Origin of the sequence: Inconstantimicrobium porci (genome assembly GCF_009696465.1) — a bacterium.
GTDB lineage: Bacteria > Bacillota > Clostridia > Clostridiales > Clostridiaceae > Inconstantimicrobium > Inconstantimicrobium porci.
Map to the genome: position 1 here is coordinate 51,309 of NZ_VULX01000006.1, position 18,891 is coordinate 70,199.

General features: G+C 29.9%; 24 protein-coding genes, 2 pseudogenes and 1 riboswitch. Of the genes and pseudogenes, 13 read left to right on the forward strand and 13 right to left on the reverse strand.

Going from position 1 to position 18,891, the window contains the following annotated elements; translation table 11 throughout:
- Positions 1-55: 55 nt before the first annotated feature.
- Entirely contained in the window at positions 56-226 is a 171-nt protein-coding gene (locus FYJ33_RS06250) for a hypothetical protein (protein ID WP_154530888.1), read from the reverse strand.
- Between the two features lie 238 nt (positions 227-464).
- On the opposite strand from FYJ33_RS06250, the gene FYJ33_RS06255 reads away from it, so the two are divergent.
- Positions 465-728, forward strand: a complete 264-nt coding sequence (locus FYJ33_RS06255; protein ID WP_154530889.1) for a DUF4405 domain-containing protein — start codon at positions 465-467, stop codon at positions 726-728.
- Between the two features lie 244 nt (positions 729-972).
- Here FYJ33_RS06255 and FYJ33_RS06260 read toward each other — a convergent pair whose 3' ends face one another.
- Positions 973-2,007, reverse strand: a complete 1,035-nt coding sequence (locus FYJ33_RS06260) for an amidase domain-containing protein (protein ID WP_154530890.1) — start codon at positions 2,005-2,007, stop codon at positions 973-975.
- 168 nt (positions 2,008-2,175) lie between these two features.
- Here FYJ33_RS06260 and FYJ33_RS16635 point away from each other — a divergent pair, with 168 nt between their 5' ends.
- The 10 genes and pseudogenes from FYJ33_RS16635 to FYJ33_RS06300 all read left to right on the forward strand — a co-directional run bounded on the left by FYJ33_RS16635 (position 2,176) and on the right by FYJ33_RS06300 (position 7,636).
- The gene (locus FYJ33_RS16635) at positions 2,176-2,298 is read left to right on the forward strand and encodes a hypothetical protein (protein WP_268891446.1); all 123 of its coding nucleotides are present in this window, start codon (positions 2,176-2,178) and stop codon (positions 2,296-2,298) included.
- 150 nt (positions 2,299-2,448) lie between these two features.
- The gene (locus FYJ33_RS06265; protein ID WP_154530891.1) at positions 2,449-3,375 is read left to right on the forward strand and encodes an undecaprenyl-diphosphate phosphatase; all 927 of its coding nucleotides are present in this window, start codon (positions 2,449-2,451) and stop codon (positions 3,373-3,375) included.
- A gap of 139 nt (positions 3,376-3,514) precedes the next feature.
- Entirely contained in the window at positions 3,515-4,072 is a 558-nt protein-coding gene (locus FYJ33_RS06270) for a hypothetical protein (RefSeq protein ID WP_154530892.1), read from the forward strand.
- A gap of 128 nt (positions 4,073-4,200) precedes the next feature.
- A pseudogene (locus FYJ33_RS06275) lies at positions 4,201-4,356 on the forward strand (MATE family efflux transporter); the annotation flags it as partial.
- 159 nt (positions 4,357-4,515) lie between these two features.
- Positions 4,516-4,668: a hypothetical protein gene (locus tag FYJ33_RS06280; RefSeq protein ID WP_154530893.1), complete on the forward strand. Its 153-nt coding sequence runs from the start codon at positions 4,516-4,518 to the stop codon at positions 4,666-4,668.
- A 184-nt stretch (positions 4,669-4,852) separates the two neighbouring features.
- The gene (locus FYJ33_RS06285; protein ID WP_154530894.1) at positions 4,853-6,298 is read left to right on the forward strand and encodes a carbon starvation CstA family protein; all 1,446 of its coding nucleotides are present in this window, start codon (positions 4,853-4,855) and stop codon (positions 6,296-6,298) included.
- A gap of 311 nt (positions 6,299-6,609) precedes the next feature.
- Positions 6,610-6,756 (forward strand): hypothetical protein, encoded by a 147-nt coding sequence (locus FYJ33_RS06290; protein ID WP_154530895.1) that lies wholly within the window; start codon positions 6,610-6,612, stop codon positions 6,754-6,756.
- A 55-nt stretch (positions 6,757-6,811) separates the two neighbouring features.
- Positions 6,812-6,955, forward strand: a pseudogene (locus tag FYJ33_RS16640) (IS3 family transposase); the annotation flags it as partial.
- Positions 6,956-7,012: 57 nt separating this feature from the next.
- Complete coding sequence (locus tag FYJ33_RS06295) at positions 7,013-7,345, forward strand: integrase core domain-containing protein (RefSeq protein ID WP_268891448.1); 333 nt, start codon at positions 7,013-7,015, stop codon at positions 7,343-7,345.
- A gap of 6 nt (positions 7,346-7,351) precedes the next feature.
- Positions 7,352-7,636 (forward strand): hypothetical protein, encoded by a 285-nt coding sequence (locus FYJ33_RS06300; protein ID WP_154530897.1) that lies wholly within the window; start codon positions 7,352-7,354, stop codon positions 7,634-7,636.
- 160 nt (positions 7,637-7,796) lie between these two features.
- On the opposite strand, the gene FYJ33_RS06305 is transcribed toward FYJ33_RS06300, so the two are convergent.
- Positions 7,797-8,435 (reverse strand): hypothetical protein, encoded by a 639-nt coding sequence (locus FYJ33_RS06305; protein WP_154530898.1) that lies wholly within the window; start codon positions 8,433-8,435, stop codon positions 7,797-7,799.
- Positions 8,436-8,581: 146 nt separating this feature from the next.
- On the opposite strand from FYJ33_RS06305, the gene FYJ33_RS06310 reads away from it, so the two are divergent.
- The gene (locus FYJ33_RS06310) at positions 8,582-9,577 is read left to right on the forward strand and encodes a tyrosine recombinase XerC (protein WP_154530899.1); all 996 of its coding nucleotides are present in this window, start codon (positions 8,582-8,584) and stop codon (positions 9,575-9,577) included.
- 233 nt (positions 9,578-9,810) lie between these two features.
- Here FYJ33_RS06310 and FYJ33_RS06315 read toward each other — a convergent pair whose 3' ends face one another.
- From FYJ33_RS06315 to FYJ33_RS06350, 9 genes are all read right to left on the reverse strand, one after another.
- Positions 9,811-11,235 (reverse strand): coiled-coil domain-containing protein, encoded by a 1,425-nt coding sequence (locus FYJ33_RS06315; protein ID WP_154530900.1) that lies wholly within the window; start codon positions 11,233-11,235, stop codon positions 9,811-9,813.
- A gap of 104 nt (positions 11,236-11,339) precedes the next feature.
- Positions 11,340-11,462, reverse strand: coding sequence for a hypothetical protein (locus FYJ33_RS16645; protein ID WP_268891447.1), 123 nt, complete (start codon positions 11,460-11,462; stop codon positions 11,340-11,342).
- 71 nt (positions 11,463-11,533) lie between these two features.
- Positions 11,534-11,986, reverse strand: a complete 453-nt coding sequence (locus FYJ33_RS06320; protein WP_154530901.1) for an N-acetyltransferase — start codon at positions 11,984-11,986, stop codon at positions 11,534-11,536.
- Positions 11,987-12,033: 47 nt separating this feature from the next.
- Positions 12,034-12,186 carry a hypothetical protein gene (locus FYJ33_RS06325; RefSeq protein WP_154530902.1) on the reverse strand — a complete coding sequence of 51 codons (153 nt, stop codon included), beginning with the start codon at positions 12,184-12,186 and terminating at the stop codon, positions 12,034-12,036.
- Positions 12,187-12,316: 130 nt separating this feature from the next.
- Complete coding sequence (locus FYJ33_RS06330) at positions 12,317-13,492, reverse strand: SAM-dependent methyltransferase (RefSeq protein WP_154530903.1); 1,176 nt, start codon at positions 13,490-13,492, stop codon at positions 12,317-12,319.
- Positions 13,493-13,571: 79 nt separating this feature from the next.
- Positions 13,572-14,123, reverse strand: coding sequence for a folate family ECF transporter S component (locus FYJ33_RS06335; protein WP_154530904.1), 552 nt, complete (start codon positions 14,121-14,123; stop codon positions 13,572-13,574).
- Between the two features lie 122 nt (positions 14,124-14,245).
- Positions 14,246-14,346: riboswitch (THF riboswitch) on the reverse strand.
- Positions 14,347-14,580: 234 nt separating this feature from the next.
- Positions 14,581-14,778, reverse strand: a complete 198-nt coding sequence (locus FYJ33_RS06340) for a hypothetical protein (RefSeq protein WP_154530905.1) — start codon at positions 14,776-14,778, stop codon at positions 14,581-14,583.
- A 255-nt stretch (positions 14,779-15,033) separates the two neighbouring features.
- The gene (locus FYJ33_RS06345) at positions 15,034-15,795 is read right to left on the reverse strand and encodes an N-acetylmuramoyl-L-alanine amidase (RefSeq protein ID WP_154530906.1); all 762 of its coding nucleotides are present in this window, start codon (positions 15,793-15,795) and stop codon (positions 15,034-15,036) included.
- Positions 15,796-15,953: 158 nt separating this feature from the next.
- Complete coding sequence (locus FYJ33_RS06350) at positions 15,954-17,384, reverse strand: peptidoglycan recognition protein family protein (protein ID WP_206046630.1); 1,431 nt, start codon at positions 17,382-17,384, stop codon at positions 15,954-15,956.
- Positions 17,385-17,634: 250 nt separating this feature from the next.
- Here FYJ33_RS06350 and FYJ33_RS06355 point away from each other — a divergent pair, with 250 nt between their 5' ends.
- On the forward strand, positions 17,635-18,156 hold the full coding sequence (locus FYJ33_RS06355) for a beta-ketoacyl-[acyl-carrier-protein] synthase family protein (RefSeq protein ID WP_154530908.1): 522 nt from the start codon (positions 17,635-17,637) through the stop codon (positions 18,154-18,156).
- 200 nt (positions 18,157-18,356) lie between these two features.
- Here FYJ33_RS06355 and FYJ33_RS06360 read toward each other — a convergent pair whose 3' ends face one another.
- Positions 18,357-18,890: a DUF5662 family protein gene (locus FYJ33_RS06360; protein WP_154530909.1), complete on the reverse strand. Its 534-nt coding sequence runs from the start codon at positions 18,888-18,890 to the stop codon at positions 18,357-18,359.
- Between the last annotated feature and the right edge of the window lies 1 nt (position 18,891).

The following is an 18,891-nucleotide window of genomic DNA, read 5'->3' on the forward strand; positions in this document are numbered from 1 at the left end:
ATATTATGTAAGATGTGTACCTCTTTTTCGTTCTTTGTAATAATTTTTTGTGCAATTAATTTAGCATGTACTCAGTTATCTCGAGATATGTGTTATATTCCCAGTCAGGAAGAAAATCAGGCCTCTTCTTATCCTTAAAACCTAGCTTATAGTAAAGATTCCATGCTTTTTTGTTTTCTGAATCTGATTCGTCAGTTTCTTTAATTGTTATTTTACCTTTATACATATAATCCTCCTAAGATATCAAATAATTTTAATCCAAGGCTTTTTTATAATATCTATCGAAGTATCAACCAGTATTGTAATGAAATACATAATAATTATACCATTACTAGATTTAATATCACACATAAATCACATATTTTTATCAATTACCTGTCACAAATTCCCGATAATATTATGCTTTTACTAAAAATATATCTAAACGAATATTTAAAAATGGACTTAGAACAAGAGTTAAAGTAATGTATTTTTTAGCAGTAGCGCTACTTATTGATATGATAATCATGGCAGTAAGTGGAATTTTAATATCAAAAACAATACTTACTTCAGTTACAGCTAGAAATACTGATTTCTGGACTAATATACACATATCATCAGCATATCTTGGACTAGTTCTTATTTCAGTCCATATTGGTATGCACTTGAACAGTATTATGTGCGCATTTAGAAAGATGTTTAAGATAAATATAAAGGTAACAGGTCAGGATTTTCTAATGACCTGGTAAAAGAAGATAAGAGTAAATAATAGATTTTGTAGAAGAAAAGTATAAAATTTCATTTCATTATTGTGCCACAAATGATTAATGTGCATATATTATAGTATAGATAAGCATTGAAAGATGCGCATCTATAACATATGTAACTACCTAAATCTTTAGGCGGGTGCATTTTAAATATATAAGAGCTGTTGTAGAATCATAGCCGATTCTGTAACAGCTCTTTTTATATATAGTTAAAAATCACTTTAGATCATCTTAAATGTATCAATCTGATATCAGTGAAATTAAAAGTTAGTATCGGCTCATTGAATCTATCCAAAGAATGTGAAGTTATTGTCGGCAGAACACCATTATATCCTAACGGATTACAAACTACTGAAGTATGATTAAAGACACCATCACCGTCAAGATCCATCTGTATTATATCACCTGTTTTTAGTTCATTAACAGACTGGACTTCTATACCATGTACACCATCAGCTTTATTGTTTATTAAGTAATCATAGAATTCTTCAACACCTGTCCAAGAAGGGTATCTGTTGTTATATCCATAATAATACCATTTATAGTTTCCTACGGTAATCATAGGGGCACCACCTGCATATAAAACTTGGGATGCATAATTTGTGCAGTCACCCCCCATATTATCAAAATCACCCCATTGTTTAGGACGTTTGTTCCAGTTTTCAATTTGGTACAGTCTCATCATTCCTCTGTTAAGATTTCTATCATCATCATTAGGAATTACCATTAGATCTGTTTTTTTCTTCTCAATAAGATCTCTAAATAAGGCTATTTGAATTTCTAGAGATAATTTATTCCTTATATGTTGTTCCTGACTGTTTCTATTAGAATAATTATTATTAACATTTAAATCTTTATCCTTGAATATTATCCATTTATTTTTAATCTTAGATAACTCAAATTCATGTAGATTAATTCTTAATGTCTCTTTACTTACGTTATCAAATTTCAGAGTTTCTTTAGATTTTACTTTCGCTGTGCATGTATTATTCTCAAAAGTAAGACTACAAAACTCGGTTGTTACATTATAATATATAATTCTGCTGTGAAATGATTTTATTTTATTTATAAGCAATTCAGTATTTTCATGAAGAACAAAATATAGACTTTCACTACAGATATGTTTTAAATGTGGTTGTTTCAGATTAATTATTGCATTTGACTGTAGTTTAAAATAATCATCTATCGTTTGTTTAACATTAATCTCATCCTTATTGTTATTAAGTTTTCCATTCATACTAGATGAATTCTGTAATTTCATTTTATCTCCTAATATATTTCTATATTTTAATAATATGAATATGGAAAAGTAAATATTAGATGATAATATTGTTACTATATATTACTTTTGTACATTATTATTGCAAATATATAGTGATATAATAAATATTAATGGGTAGTGAGTTAATATTATTTTGCAGAAGAAGAGATGAAGACATGTAATGCATTTATAATAGAAAATAATTTTGAGAATGTATCAAAACCTGAATTACTTGCTTTATATGATGATATTATGAATAAAATAAAAAATATCGCCGAAAAACATATATAATATATTGTAAAATTGTCATAAATACGTTTGTAAAATCACTCATAAAATGACTAAAATCGCATGTTTAATAAATTTTTAATATAAAAAAACTATCTTTTTTGAGTTTATTGTTATAAAATAGACATATGATTTTATAAAGGAGTGTAAATAATGGACTTAATATTCATAATAAAGACTATTATTATAGGAATTGTAGAAGGACTTACAGAGTTTATACCAGTATCTTCTACAGGACATATGATATTAGTTGGACAGCTTATTAATTTTAGCGGTGAATTTGCCAAAATGTTTGAGGTAGTATGTCAGCTTGCTGCAATTATGGCAGTTGTTGTTTTGTTCTGGAAAAAGATATATACAAGTGTAATACAGTTTTTCAGATATATATGGTTCAAAGTTATTGAATTTATTGGCAACGTTGCTGAAGGAAACTTCAAAGAGGGAAGACATAAAAAGAGAATAATAATATCTGAAGAAGATAAGACTGGATTCAGATTTGGAATTAATGTAATAGTAGGATCTATTCCTATGATGATCGTTGGTCTTACATGTTACAAGAAAATAAAGAAATTATTCAATCCTAATTCAGTTGTAATTGGATTAATAGTTGGAGGTATTTTACTTCTAGTTGTTGAAACAATTTATAAAAATAAGAAGGATAGAACTGATGATATAGATCAGATAAAACCAGTACAGGCTTTAATAGTTGGATGTTTTCAAGTATTAGCTGTATGGCCTGGAATGTCAAGAAGTTCATCAACAATTGTTGGTGGATGGGTTGGAGGTTTAGCTACATCTGTATGTGCTGAATTTTCATTTTTCCTTGCAATACCTGCTATGATTGGTTCAAGTGGTCTTGACTTATTAAAGTTTGACTATTCAATCATGAACTCAACTTACTGGGTGGCATTAATTCTTGGATGCATAGTATCATTTGTAGTATCACTTGTGGTAATTAAAAAGTTCATAGACTACTTAAAAAAGAAACCAATGAGAGTATTTGCTATATACAGAATTGCAATTGGTGTGGTTCTAGCTGTTCTAGCATTTGCAAATATCATTACTCTTACTATGGACTAATATCTAATTTATATAAAAAACTTCTGAAAAGTATAGTGCTTTTTAGAAGTTTTTTTGTATTAATGCAATTATACAAATGATAAATAATATAGTATAATAAGTATCTATGATATTTAGTATGAGAAAAGGAGATGATATATTGGTAAATTTCTTTTTGTTAGCAAGTACTAAAGGTAAGAAAATCGAAAATTTATACAGCTTCTATAAGAATAAATCGAAATCTATAGACAACTTAAAAGATGCTAATGAACTATTGACTAATGAATATAATAAAATAAATGAATGTATTTTAACAACACTTGAAAGCTTGAGTTTAGAATTATCAACAGAAATTACAACTAAATATGGAACTGATGCTGCAAATAAGTTCAGGGATATAGAATTTTTCAAAAAGAAGATCACAAAACTTGTGTTTAGAGAAGAAGATTTATATTATGCTACAACAATGCTTGAAGAAAACTATGACGAGAGCAAAGATAAAAAAGGCTTCTTCAGTTCAATTGCTGATAAGTTTTCACGTAAGGAAAAAGAAAGCAATGCATATAGGGAAAAAGTAGTTAAAACATTTAAAAAAGAAAAATTTCAGGATATTGTAAGCAAAAGAGAAGAGGAAGCAATCAAAATCCTCACTGAAGATATTATGAACATGGAGAGGATTTACAAGGAATTTTGTCTTACAAATGATGCATTAATATAAAACAGAGAAAATTTTAAAATTATCTCTGTTTTTTATATTATTATAGAGTCTATTGCATTGTAGTTTTTTTATTCTTTGTATGGTAAAAAAGCAATTATACTTAGACTTAATATTAGGGGGCTAGATTAATGAGCAAAAGATTAGATTTAACAGAGGGCAGTATCCTTGAAAAGCTTTTAAAATTATCACTTCCTATTATGGGGACATCTTTTATCCAGATGGCTTATAATATGACGGATATGCTTCTTGTAGGAAAGATGGGTAGTGATGCTGTTACAAGCATTATTAAAGGAATATTGCTATTTACAATATTTATGTTTTTATTCAAAACAAAAAAACTATACAAAGTACATAAATAATATGACACATATATATAATATAGTGTCATTTTAAATCAGTCATTTATATAATATAGAGAATAAATATATAAAATTGGTGATTATATGAGTGACTCTGAAATTAAAGACATACTTGTTGCTCTGATAAATAATAACAGGTTTCCAACAAGTGATAATATTGAATCTTTAGCCAAGTCTGCCTCTAAATTTGTAAAAATAATGAGAGATAAGGTTGGAGAAAAGGATGATTATCAATAAAGTTATACATTATACTTTACAATAATTTACCTTCTAAAAAGTGTAAAGAGAAAAACACACTCCTTACACTTTATTTATAATTTTTTGTGATATAGATACACAGCATATCTTTGTAAATGTATACATATGATGTATTGTAGTTAATTACAGCTACAGTATTATTTGCGTATATGGAGGTTTATTAATGGTATCATTTTTTGTTTCATTATGTTTATTAATTATAGGATATTTTATCTATGGTAAATTTGTAGACAAGATATTTGGTACGAATGACTTAAACAAAACACCAGCAGTTACAATGAATGATGGAGTAGACTTTGTACCTATGAGCTGGACTAAAATATTCCTTATACAATTTTTGAACATAGCTGGTCTTGGGCCAATATTTGGAGCAGTATCAGGTGCATTGTGGGGACCAACAGCGTTTTTATGGATAGTTTTCGGCTGCATATTTGGTGGAGCAGTTCATGATTATTTTACAGGTGTTTTATCAATGAGAAATAAAGGTGCTACAGTATCAGAACTAGTAGGTAAGTATATAGGTAAATGGCCAAGAATTATAATGATTGGCTTTTCTGTCATTTTACTTGTTTTAGTTGGAGTAGTATTTTTAACAGGTCCAGCAGATCTTCTAAAAATTCTTACAGGGCAGAACAGATGGATATTTGTTGTTATTATAATGATTTATTATATTTTAGCAACATTAATGCCAATAGATAAGCTTATAGGTAGAATATATCCTTTATTCGGTATATGTCTTCTTGTGATGGCCTTTGGTGTAGCTGGTGGAATACTAATCGAGGGATATAATATTCCTGAAATTCAGTTAACTAATTTACATCCTGAAGGTACACCGATATTTCCTTTTCTATTTATAACAATCGCATGTGGTGCTGTATCTGGATTTCATGCAACACAGTCACCTATTATGGCACGATGTGTTAAAAAAGAAAGTGATGCAAGAAAAATATTCTATGGAGCAATGGTTGCAGAAGGAATTGTGGCATTAATATGGGCTGCTGCAGCAATGTCATTCTTTGGAGGTACTAAAGGATTAAGTTCAGCTCTTTCTAATGGAGGCCCATCAGCAGTGGTAAATACAATATGCAATTCAGTGATTGGAAAAGTCGGTGCAGTCCTTGCTATACTTGGTGTAGTTGTATGTCCTATAACTTCTGGAGATACTGCGTTTAGGAGTGCAAGACTAACAATAGCAGAATGTTTCAAGATGGACCAGAAAAAGATAGTAAACAGATTTAAAATAGCTGTGCCATTATTTGCTGCAGGAGCTTTATTAACTATAATTAATTTTGATATTATATGGAGATATTTTGCCTGGGCCAACCAAACCTTGGCAATGATTATGCTTTGGGCTGCTGCATCTTATCTTGTCCAAGCTAAAAAACACCATTGGATTTGTTCACTTCCTGCGGTTTTTATGTCTGCAGTAACATCTTCATATATACTCCAGGCTAAAGAAGGATTAAGACTATCAGCAACTTTTTCAAATTGCGTAGGCATAGTGTTTGCAATAGCATTATTTGGAGCATTTATAAATTATACAAACAAAAATAATAATGATGAAGTAAAACTTTCACCTGATAATAATCCATCTAATTGGTATATATAAATCAGCTTAGAATAATTCTGCTTATAAATATTAAAAGGACACACATTAAAGTGTCCTTTTAATATAAATATTTTAACTGATTTTTTTACTTTATACCTATAATACTTTTTAATAAATTATTATATTAATAACATATTCTAAAAAAAATATATGAAAATAATAACGCATGGTTTACCCTAGCGGATTTACCAAACAGCACTAGAAAAGTTGAATCTGTAGGTGGTAGTATAAGTCAAAGTTGTAAACTTGAAGATCTTAAAAAGAATGGTTATAAACTTAAAGGAACACTTTTTGAAGAGTACATCAATCTTGTGGCTACTGAAAAAGTCGATATTGAACAACTAGAGAAGAAAGCAAGTGAAGATGTTATCCATGGAGCTTCAATGCGATATGGACATACTGTTGTTGGTGTTAATTATAATTCAGGAGATGTACGTGTTTCAGTAATGATATATTAAAAAATATATCATTACTATTGCCAATAAGAAAAGAGGTTAAAATGAAGAATTAAAATCCGCTATTATACGTATATATAAAGCTAATAAAGGCATCTATGGTGCTCCTAGAATCCACCATATACTTAAATTAAAAGGCTTCAATGTATCATTGAAAAGAGTTCAAAGAAGAATGACTGAACTTGGGCTTTGTGCAATAACAGTAAAAAAATACAAACCGCATTCAAATAAAAAAGTAGCAGAAGGTTTGGAAAACGTTTTGAAGAGAGATTTTACAACTACATCTATTAATGAAAAATGGGTAGGAGATATTATATATATTAGTAATGATTTAAAGCAACTGTGTAAAGAATTTAATATTACACAATCTTTTAGTAAAAAAGGTTGTCCATATTACAATGCATGCATAGAATCTTTCCACTTTTCAATAAAGAAGGAAGAAATCTATAGAACTACATATCGTACCTTCGAAGAAGCTAATATAGCAATATTTAAATATATTGAAGGTTGGTATAATAGAAAAAGACTACACTCTTCGATTAATTACATGACTCCAGATCAATGTGAATTACTGGCTAGAAGTGTAATATAAAAAAGTTTGACTTTTTGTGTCCAAAATATTGACATAAGACCAGTTTGTAACGCCTTAAGCTTAAACAAACTAGATAGTGTTTTTACTGTTATAAAAGATGAAAATTTCATCATCTATAAGGATCATAAAAATTTAAGCAGTGAAAAATTCAAGAAAATAACAGATGAATTATATAACTGCAGCAAAATACAGTACGATAAAGAATGTTATAAATATTTAATTGCATTTATTCAAAAAAATAATTTGAAAGATAAAGTTGAAAAAATTAAAGATAAAATTATTTTTGATTAATAATTTTATCTACAAAACAGCAAGATAAAGAAATAACAATAAAGAGAAGTAATTATTGATTTTTTGCACTTCTCTTTTCATTTTAGACCTAACATAGCGCATAATCTATATTATGCGCTATGTTATTTCTATCTCCCCTTATTTGTTATTATTGTATTTTTTAAAATGTAATATATACACCTACAGCATCATCTAGATGATAAAATCTTAAATTACATTTTTTCATTTTAATATCAACAGTTTTTTTCTCATCTTTATAAAATCCTTTGTCAGAGAGTTTTTTATCTAATTCATCATAATCAACTTGTTCATCTGTAGCACATGGCAGCATCTGTTTAAAGTCATCACCATTCGCCTTAAATGGCTTATCAAAATGAATTGTCATCTGAGGATTAGAAAGTGACTGTTTATTTCTCGATAATGTCATTTGCAGTGTAACATCTTTAAACACCCTTGGTTTAGTGTTTGGTCCTTTAAACCATACCCTATCACTTCCGTTATAATACTGAATAGGTTTTAGTGCTTTAGCCTCATGATAATTTTTCCTATATATCCTTGCAACATTTTTATATTCTGGCTTATTTCTGTACTTTTCTGTATCTCTATTAATAACTGATTGTACATTTCGTGACATTGTATTAAATTTGTCAGCTACATCTCTTGAACCATATTTAGTATACTTTGATATTTCAACATTTAGAAACCTCTTAGCAATATTTGTAGGCTGTATAAATCCTTTTACGCATAAAAATAATACAGCTATAATTGCAAAGATAATACCGATTTTTTTAATTTTCAAAAATATCCCCCTACTTATAATGTTAATATTACACATTTAAGGTATAATATTATAACAATTATTATACTATTATAATAATTGTTTAATCAAATCATATTTATCAAACAATACAAAATCTGATATAATGCTATTTAGGTGGTGAAATAATGGGCAAGGATCATATTAAAGATACAAATTTAAAAAGCGAATATCCATTAAGACTTAAAGCATTTAATACTTATATGGATTCTGTCAAAGGTTCTTCTGAGAATACAACGTTAAGTTATTCAAGAGATCTGATGATGTTTTTTAGATTTTTAAAAATACAAAGAAATTTATGTGATAAAAATACTCATTTTGAAGAAATAAATGTTAGCGATATTAAGGATGATTTCTATAAACAGGTCACTCTAACTGAAATGTACGATTTCTTAGTCTTTTCAAAGAAACAACTAAAAAACAGTAGTGCTACTATTTCTAGGAAAATAGCAAGTTTAAGGGCCTTCTTCTCTTTTCTGCATAGAAAACTTCAAGTTATCGATATTGATTACTCACTCGATCTTGATAATCCAAAGATAGGTAAAAGAAAGATTAAGTATATGGATCTTGCTGAAGCGCAGAATCTTTTAGACAGCGTTAAAAGCCGTAACTATACGAGAGATTACTGCATCCTTACACTATTCTTAAACTGTGGCTTAAGACTAGCTGAGCTTTGTAGCATCGATATTTCTCATATTAAGAACGATACTATAAGGATCATTGGCAAAGGAGATAAAGAGCGTTTTGTTTATCTTAACGAATCTTCACTTTCCGCCATTGAAGCATATCTACCTGATAGAAAAGCAAAACTCGACTCTCTATCCTCGCCTACTGAAAAAGAAGCTTTATTCATCTCAGAAAGAGGAAATAGAATTGCAAAACGCACTGTTCAGGAAATTGTTGAAAAACAACTTAGGAATGCTGGAATATCAGGGCAAGGGCTTTCTACACATAAACTTAGACATACTGCTGCTACTCTACTCTATAAATACGGAAAGGTAGATATACTTGTACTCAAAGAAATTTTAGGGCATGAAAATATTTCAACAACACAGATTTATACTCATACTGATAATGATATGATAAGAAATGCAGTAAAAGTTAACCCGCTTAATAAACTTTAATGCAAAAAAAGGTGAAAGACATATTACGAAGAATCCGCCCCAACACGCTCCAAGTCGTTTCTTCATATGTCTTTCGCCCTCTTGATAACTAAAGGACGAAATCACATTCTGTCACTATTTTACACAAATGTATAAACCCTTATTTTCAAGACTTTATGGTATTAAAAACGATATTTTTAAGTGCAATTTCTTTGTTATTAAAAAAAAGAGTTTTAAAATTTATATATTTTAAATTATTCTATCATTATTCCTGCAACTTGAATTTTTTCATTAATATTAGCTGGACACTTATAAATGATACGTGCTGTCCCATCTTCTGAAATCTTCACCTTTATATTTTCATAGTCAGCTTTGTTATATGATATTGTGCCAATACTGATAGATGTATAATCATTAAGGCTTTCAAGCTCTACTAGTGCCCTTTCAATTTCATAGATTTGACGTAATCTCAGCATACATAATACAGAAAAGATGATATCATCAAATTGACATTTTTTAAATGCAGACCACTTTTCTTTTAAATTATTTTTACGTTTTTCTTCTATGAGGATTAAATTATAGTTTACAGAATCATATTCTTTTGCTGCAATTTCATATTTTTTCTTTACCTCTTCTATGTTACTTTCAATCTTTCTAATGTTATCTTCAGCATTTGGAATTTCGGTATCATAGTCCTTTATCTTTTCATAAAGTGCAGATATCTCATCATTGGTAAACTCAAGTTCATCATATAAATCGTCAAGCTCATCTTCCATTTTATTGATCTTATGCTGATTATCGCTATTAATAACTGATGCTTTTGCTGATTCAACTTCTAGATTCTTTTTATCGATTATAGACTGCAGTTCAATCTTATCTCTCCTGTACTCAGCAATCTTAAACTGCGAATTTTCTATAGATGCTTTGTAACCATCTATTTTTGATTTCTGATCACTAATATCTTCAATAAGCTCTTTAATCTTCTCATCATAGAAATCAGCGTTATCTTTAAGTTCCTTTACATAATTCTTAAAGGATATAAAATCATCATCTTCATTATTTTTCTTAAGTTCCTCATCACCCTCTACATAACTAGGAAGACTCTTATTCTCTGGAGTAAAACACTTTCCAAATGAAAGAATAGAACTATATACTATATAACTGAGAATTTCCCTATTTAACTTTCTACTGCCGTTTATAGGATTAAATGATGTAAAGCTACTTTTTATCCTTGCAAGCTCTGATGGATTCTCAAGTTGATTATAAATATAATCAGCCTTATTTGCAGTTGTCATATTGTCGCTAAGATCATACAGCTTTGCAGCTTCACCAATTACATAAGCAGAAAGTGCATCATCAGACATATTGAAATTATTTAATTTTAGTTTATTTATCAATGCATTAACTAGGTGTTCATTCAAAGTATTCATACTGAGAGAATTCAATTCCTGCTTTTTTTCTCTCATTATGTCACATACATTTTTAACTTCGATTTCTTTAATATTAGGGTTTTTTCCTAGCTTATCTCCTAAAAAATTAACTGTCTTAATTATTTTCTTTCCCACAGACTGAAACACTGGCTTTGAAAAATTCTTAATGTTTACGGACTCAAGTATAACTATTTTATCTATAAGTTCTTCGTGTGACAATCTGTTCAGTCCATCAAAGATGTTTGGCATTAAATCACCTCAAGTTGATTTTATTATATGAATGTATTATATCATATCATATACATTAAAGGCGCAGAAACTGAAATTGAAGTCAGCTCTGCGCCTTTTATTAATTATCTCTTAATTTCTTTAGTATCATTTACTTCAGGGTCTTTAGTCATCCATTTCAATAAAATGAATGTAGTTATTGCTGAACTAAATACCAGCATTCCTAAAACCGAGAGCGCGTCGTCCATATAAGTTCATTCCCCCATCATTTTTGATAGATTGTATACAATGTAAGTATACACTATTATTATACTACTTATTATCTAATATTAGTACATTTTTTATAATAATAATCTTCCAATTCAAATTTTACAGCTTTTTTATAACCACTCTTAGTTAATGCCTTTATCCTTTCATTAGCATCATTTACGGCCTTCGTCATAATAAAATCAACATTAAACAGCTCATAGAAATTATTATCAACAATATCAAGAATTGAACTTATTATGTTCTCCTTTTCAAAACTGCTTCTAATATCAATCCTAAGTACACCATGAACCCCATAGCATTCAGCTTGTCCTCTATTAAACATCTCTACAGTACCTATTTTTTCTTTTGAATCATTATTTATTATTGTCATTCTCACAAAGTCCTTAATATTATAACAATACAGACAGCCATTTATAGCATCTGTCATTTGCTTAAGCGTAGTAAAATGAAAGTCATCGCCATGATACGAATTTATTGGAATGTTCTGCAAGTTTTCTTCCACTAGTCTTCCTATGGTTAAGCAAGTGAATTGTTATTGAAAGCAGTCTATCAATTTTCATAGTTATTTATCTCTCTTTTTAAATCTTCAATAAGTTCACCTTTAAAGTCATCGTTTAAATTTGACTGCAGATTCAAAACTCTCTTATCATATTCGTATACTTCAGCTGTAGCTCCTACACCGATCAATCTAAATTCTCCCATATAATCAATACCCTCTTCCTGCAATTACTTTACTATACAGTATTATTCTACATGATAATTATTATACATTATCAAAAAAGAGACTTGCAATTTATTTACAAGTCCCTTTGTTAACAATAATCATAAAATATTAGTATAAATAGTCGCGTGTCCATGGAAGTTCATTGTTAATACCTTTAGTGAATACAAACTGATGAATAGTTATGTTACTACATTTAAAAGACGCTGCACAAGCACCTAAATACATCCTCCACATTCTTATAAATCTTTCGTCTTTAGTCTGTCTTATAACTTCTATATTTTCATCAAAATTTTTTAACCATATTTCCAAAGTCTTTGCATAGTGATATCTCAAATTCTCTACATCAAATATCTCAAAGCCTTCTTCAGCAATATATTTAACTATATCTTTAATTGCCGGTATATATCCACCAGGGAATATGTATTTTTCAATCCATGAGTTGCTGCAGCCATGATCTTTAGCTGTTATACAGTGTAACAATGACAAACCTTTATCATTTAAAAGATCATCAATTCTACTAAAGTACTCTTTTAAATGATGTTTGCCAACATGTTCAACCATGCCAACACTGACTATTCTGTCAAAGCTAATATCTTTAAGTTCCCTATAATCACATAACTTAACTGAAACACGATCCTCTAATCCTTCTTCAATGATCTTATACTGCACCTTTTCGTACTGTTCCCTGCTTAAAGTTACTCCCAAAGCTTTAACTTTATATTTCTTTGCTGCTTTGATTATAAGCTGTCCCCAACCACATCCTATGTCAAGTAGGCTCTGCCCTTCACAAAGATTAAGCTTTTTTAATATGTATTCAAGTTTGTTCTCCTGTGCCAAATCAAGAGAATCAGACTGATCTCTAAAATACGCACAGGAATAGATCATATTTCTATCAAGCCATAATTTGTAAAAATCATTACCTATATCATAGTGATGCTCGATATTTGAAGAGGATGATGATTTAAGATTGTCGACTGCATTTCTGATTACATCAAGATGCATCCCCTTAAAATGATGAAACTTACTTTTGTTTTTATATACAGACATTATGAGATCTTCTATGCTGCCTTCTATATCTATTTTTTTGTCCATATATGCTTCACCCAGTGTAACAGAAGGATTTTCAAGTATATGTGCAATTGAAATACTTTCATTAAAGATGATTGTAAACTTCACTTTTCCGTCTCCATATTTTTTTACAGTATTATCCCAAAATCTTATTTCAAATGCATCTGACAAAATGCTGCATAAAAGTTTTTCGATTATAGCTTTATTTTCATTCATATAAAAGCCTCCTGAGAAAATATATACTTATATTTCCCAGGAGGCCTATAATTTATTCAAAAAACTTGAATAAAAGCTTCTATACAGAAAGGTTATTTGATTTAGTTATTTTATTTACAAATGTTAAAACAGTATAAAGCATAGCTATATTAACAGGTAGCTGGCATAAATTCTTTATAAATCTAGGATATATTATTGCCATAAACCCTTTGCCATATAGCACACTTGAAAAATAAGTATTCAAAATAAGATTTATAAACACCATCATTATTATCTCAGTTATTATACATCTTGTAAGAGTTATCTTCTTTTTATATAATAGAAAACCATATAACGAACCTGAAATAACTGCAATAAATGTGAATGCAATATAAAATGGCCCCATAGGTTTTATCATATAACCAAGTATGTCAGTTATGCCACCACATGCAGCTCCTACAACTGGACCAAACATCATTCCGATTACTGCAGATGCCAGAAAACTAAAACTGATTTTAAGATATGGCGTTACTGCTATTGAATATAGTCCAATAACAAGCTTAATTGCTATCAGAAGAGCACATAAAACCATGTTTCTAACATTAGCAAGTTCTTTTGATGATGATGCTACATTAATCATCAGTCTTTTCATTAATTAATCTCTCCTTTCAATAATTTTTAGAATCATTCTAAAATTTGTAATTCAGCCTTTGAAAAATAATTTCAAAAAGTATAAATATTGATTGCCGAACTAAAAGAGAGATCTCTTTTAAATACAGCGGAATGCAATACTTGTACCGCAGACTAAATCGTCTTTCGTTCAAGAGACAACTTCCCGTTCCCTTGACACTTAACGCACAAATACCTACTCTGTATGATTAAGTAATAGAGCCATTAGAATAATTCAATCTAGAAAATTAATACAAGCTCTAGAACATATTTACATTGTACAATGTTAGACAAAAAAGTACAATAGTTAATATTTTACCATCTGTTTTATCATCTTCAAATTGTGCTACTTCAACTTTATGTTTGCCTTTCTTTAGAATATCACCTTTTAAGTCAAAAGTAGCCTGAGATTCTTCTGCAAGCTGTTCTTTTCCAGCTTCTTATCCATCAACAAGTATATAGCTCAATATAGATCCATCAAAGTCCTTAACATCTACTTCTATTTGTATAATCTGTTCATCCTTTGATGCAAACACAACTGGAACCTTACCATTTTCAGAAGTTCCTCCAGCTGTTCTAAGAATAATACTTCTGTATTTCTGTTGTAAGGTCTTATTGCTACAATATTTCTTAATCATTAACTTTAAAAATGCATTAGATTTAAGCTTATCAAGTCCGTTTAGTATTCCTTGTATAAAGCTTATTTTGGTGTCTATTACCTCAGCAGGATTATCATGTTAATGATGAAATGAAAGAAAGAACGCGGAATTAATAAAGGACATCTTTTAACAGATGACCACTTTGTTATATAAAAAATTTATGGTGATTTTGATGAATTTAATAAATACATATACAAAAAGACAGCACAGATTATTGCATGCTGCCCTAATTCATTATTTTACTTTCTTCATGATTATATCAAGTGCTATACCAATGGATTTCGGTCCAAACTTGTAATCAATACCTAAGCCATTCTTTTTCTGAAAATCACCTATATAATTCGTAGTCTTAGCTCCACAAATTCCGTCAATTGTGAAAAAAGAATATCCGCATAACTGTAATAACTTCTGTACATTCATAATGTTAAGCTTAGTACCTAGGTAAGCATTTGCGATCTTTACATTCACTTCGTCATCTGAGCTAACATCATGTCCTAATATTCCCTCTGCTATGGCTCTACCCATCTTATCAGCATTCCACATATTAGCATCAGACTGACTATCAACAAAACAGCATTCAACAAGCACTGCACTTGCCAGTGTCTTTCTAACAACATAGAGATGACTGCCATCTTTAACACCTCTATTTGTATATCCTAATTTTGCAATACTGTTAACTATCTGAGTTGCATATTTTCTGCCATTACCATTGCCAATACAAAAAGTTTCAGTACCATGACCTCCGCCGCTGTTAAGATGGATTTCAACGTATAGATCTGCTCCCCAATTATCTGATACATTAACTCTGTAAGAGAGAGATTCACTTACACTGGCAGCCTGGTCGATTCTTGCCTTTTTTACATTTATGCCGTCTTTCTCTAAATATTTAATTACTGCATCCTGTACCTTTCTAGTTTCTTGTTCCTCAATTAAATAGCTCCTGGCACCGGTATCAGCACCATACAAACAATGTCCACAACCTATACAAACCTTCATAACTCTTTCATCTTCTTTCGTTTAATATTTTTATAATTAACAAACATTATATAGATGCCCTAATATAAAATTATGAAAAGGAAATGAACTATGGAACAGAAATATATTTTTTGTATAAAAAATAAGGATATCTTACATAGCAAGATATCCTTAATAAATTATATAAGCATTTTATTAAATGTTTTAACTCCAACCCTTCCATCTGGCCATATACCATGAGACTTTTGAAACTGAACAACTTTTGCATAAGTCTTGTTACCAAATATACCATCCCTTGGTGTCACTCCAAGAATATACTGAATAAGTCTAGTTTCATTTGTGTATCTGCAACCTTTTTCAGCTATATCCAACTTATTAATCGCTCTACGAAAACTCTTAGGCCCGAAAAGATAATCTGAATTAAGACCTAGTCTCTTTTGTAAGTCTCCTATACACTGAGCTGTATGTTTTCCACAATTTCCATCAACATTAAGATTGTATCCAAAACAATTTAAAAGATACTGAACTTTAGTAATTTTATTACCTAGATAATTAGCAGCCTTTCTAGCATTATTATCCATTGGATTTGTTCGAGTTGGTATAGTTGGCTGACTTGGCTTAGCTGGCTTGTCAGGCTTGTTATTTGTTCCAGGATTTGGAGCTACAACAGCATTATTCTGCTCAAATAATTTGGTGAATGTCTTAAATCCTACTCTACCATCTGGATATATACCATGATTCTTTTGGAACTCAACTACTTTTGCATAAGTTTTGTTACCAAATATACCATCCTGAGGCGTTACACCAAGCATATACTGTATTAGTTTTGTCTCATTTATGAATCTACATCCTCTTTCTGCTATATCAAGTTGACTTAATGCCTTTTTAATACTTTTAGGTCCAAAAAGATGATCAGGATAAATATCAAGTCTTGTCTGTAAATACCCTATACACTGAGTTGTACGTCTACCGCACTGTCCATCAATATAGAGATTATATCCAAAACAGTTTAGTAAATACTGTACTTTTCTTGCATTATCTCCAAGATAGCTAGCAGCTTTAGATACCTCGCTATCGCTAATACCATTATTGTCAGCAACACTTAATTTTCTAGCTACATCTTTTCTAAAAGTATCCATTGATTTACCATATTCTCTAAAATACGCAACTGGGTCTGTATGATCAGTTTCTTTATAATTGAGAGAACACCATTCATGCGAAAATATGTCTGATACCTTCCAATTATATCTTCTACACATGTCCACTGTAAGATCAACTGCGTTATTATATGCCTTGTTAAATTGATAAGCATTGTGCTTTGATGGAACACATATCTCAATAGATAAATACTTATGGTTTGCAGTACGTCCTGCATGCCATGCTACTTCATTTTCAGGTATAGTCTGTATAACCTTATTCCAATCTACAAAATAGTGAGCAGATGCATCAACAGAATTATTATTAAAATAATCCCTGTTATTCTGTGCTGTTCCACCAGGTGCATCAGTATCGTGGATAACTACACCTATTGCTTTTAAATTCTGATAAGATCGGTTTTTGTTAATATATTCTTTTGTAACTTCGATAGCTTGTACATCTTGTACGCCCAAAAAAGCTGCAAATGTAAAAGCTGCAGCAAACTTAATCATTTTGTTCAATCATATCACTTTCTTTCAATTATTACTATTTATTATATTATAAGCCATTTATATGCAGGATACAACAGGCACTAAAGCGCATAAATTTACATATGCTGCTAAAATGTTTCTTAAATCATTCAATTTACCATATATCCTGCTTTTTTTATTATAAACAACTGCAAGCAAACATATATTTACATATAGCTTAACAATTAGTAAAATGTATGATAATATAAATTTTGTAAAAATAGTACAAGCATCTAATATAGACAAAGACAAGATTGATCTTATTGTTTCAGTTGCCACAACACCAGAGTATCTATCTCCAACATGTGCAATGAAAATACATAATGAACTAAAATTAAGCAAAAGATGTGTAGCATATGATTTAAATGCAAATTGTACAGGCTTAATCATTGCTCTTGACCAGGTTGCTAGAACAATGAAAAGTAACAAAAGAATAAGATATGCTCTAGTTGTAGGAGCAGATCAGCTTTTCAGAAATGCTGATCCTACTGACGCACTTACATATACAAACTTTGCTGAGTCTGGTTGTGCACTACTTCTCGAAAATAAAGAAAATGACATAAGTGATTACATTGACAATTCAACTTTCTCATTTAACAAATTTAGCAAATATATAACTTTTCCTGAAAAAGGACTTTCTAATACATTAGCTAAAGGATTATATCATTTTATGGACAGTTGGTGCAGGAATAGTAGCATCGGGATGCTTAATTAGATATTAATTTTTTGTACAAGTCTTAATGACAATTATAGAAACAATATATACCAAACAAGGAATTAGCAATTGTTCTACTTGCTAATTCCTTTATTTTAATATAAATTACAACTCGTTAGCTATACAAAAAATATTTAAGAGAAACTTGTATTCTTTTCTTGGATTTTAAGTGATAAAGATAAAAATAAGAATGCTAAACTTTACGCATTCTTCAGAATTTCTTTTCTTATGTAATTTAAAGTATAATCCTCACCTTTGTCTGCAAGCATTTTTAAAAGCTTCTCAAGAAGCCTTGCTGTATTCTCATGCATAACATAATGACTTTTGCCTCTTTCATAATACTTAAGTGCACTATCATCTCTATAATTCTCTTTTTGATAGTTTTTAGAAGCACACATTCTATCTATGAACATTTCTACAACATATTTTGTAGGCATATCCATTCCTATAAGACCTTTTGAAGGATCAAGTCCATAATCTATCCAGTATTCAAAATGATGCTTGTTTCTACCTTTATGATGAAGCCATGCCGCAGAATACCCCTCTACTCTTTTCTGTATTCCATTAGGACTAACTGTACCCTTATAGTACTTAATACCTGCAGAAAACTCCACAGGCGTATATTTTGATAAATCATGCAGAAGTCCCTGCTTAATAAGACCTACCTTAAAGCAGTATTTCATTACAAGAAGTTTATGATTAGTTATTGTTTTAAAGTGATTTATTGCATTCATT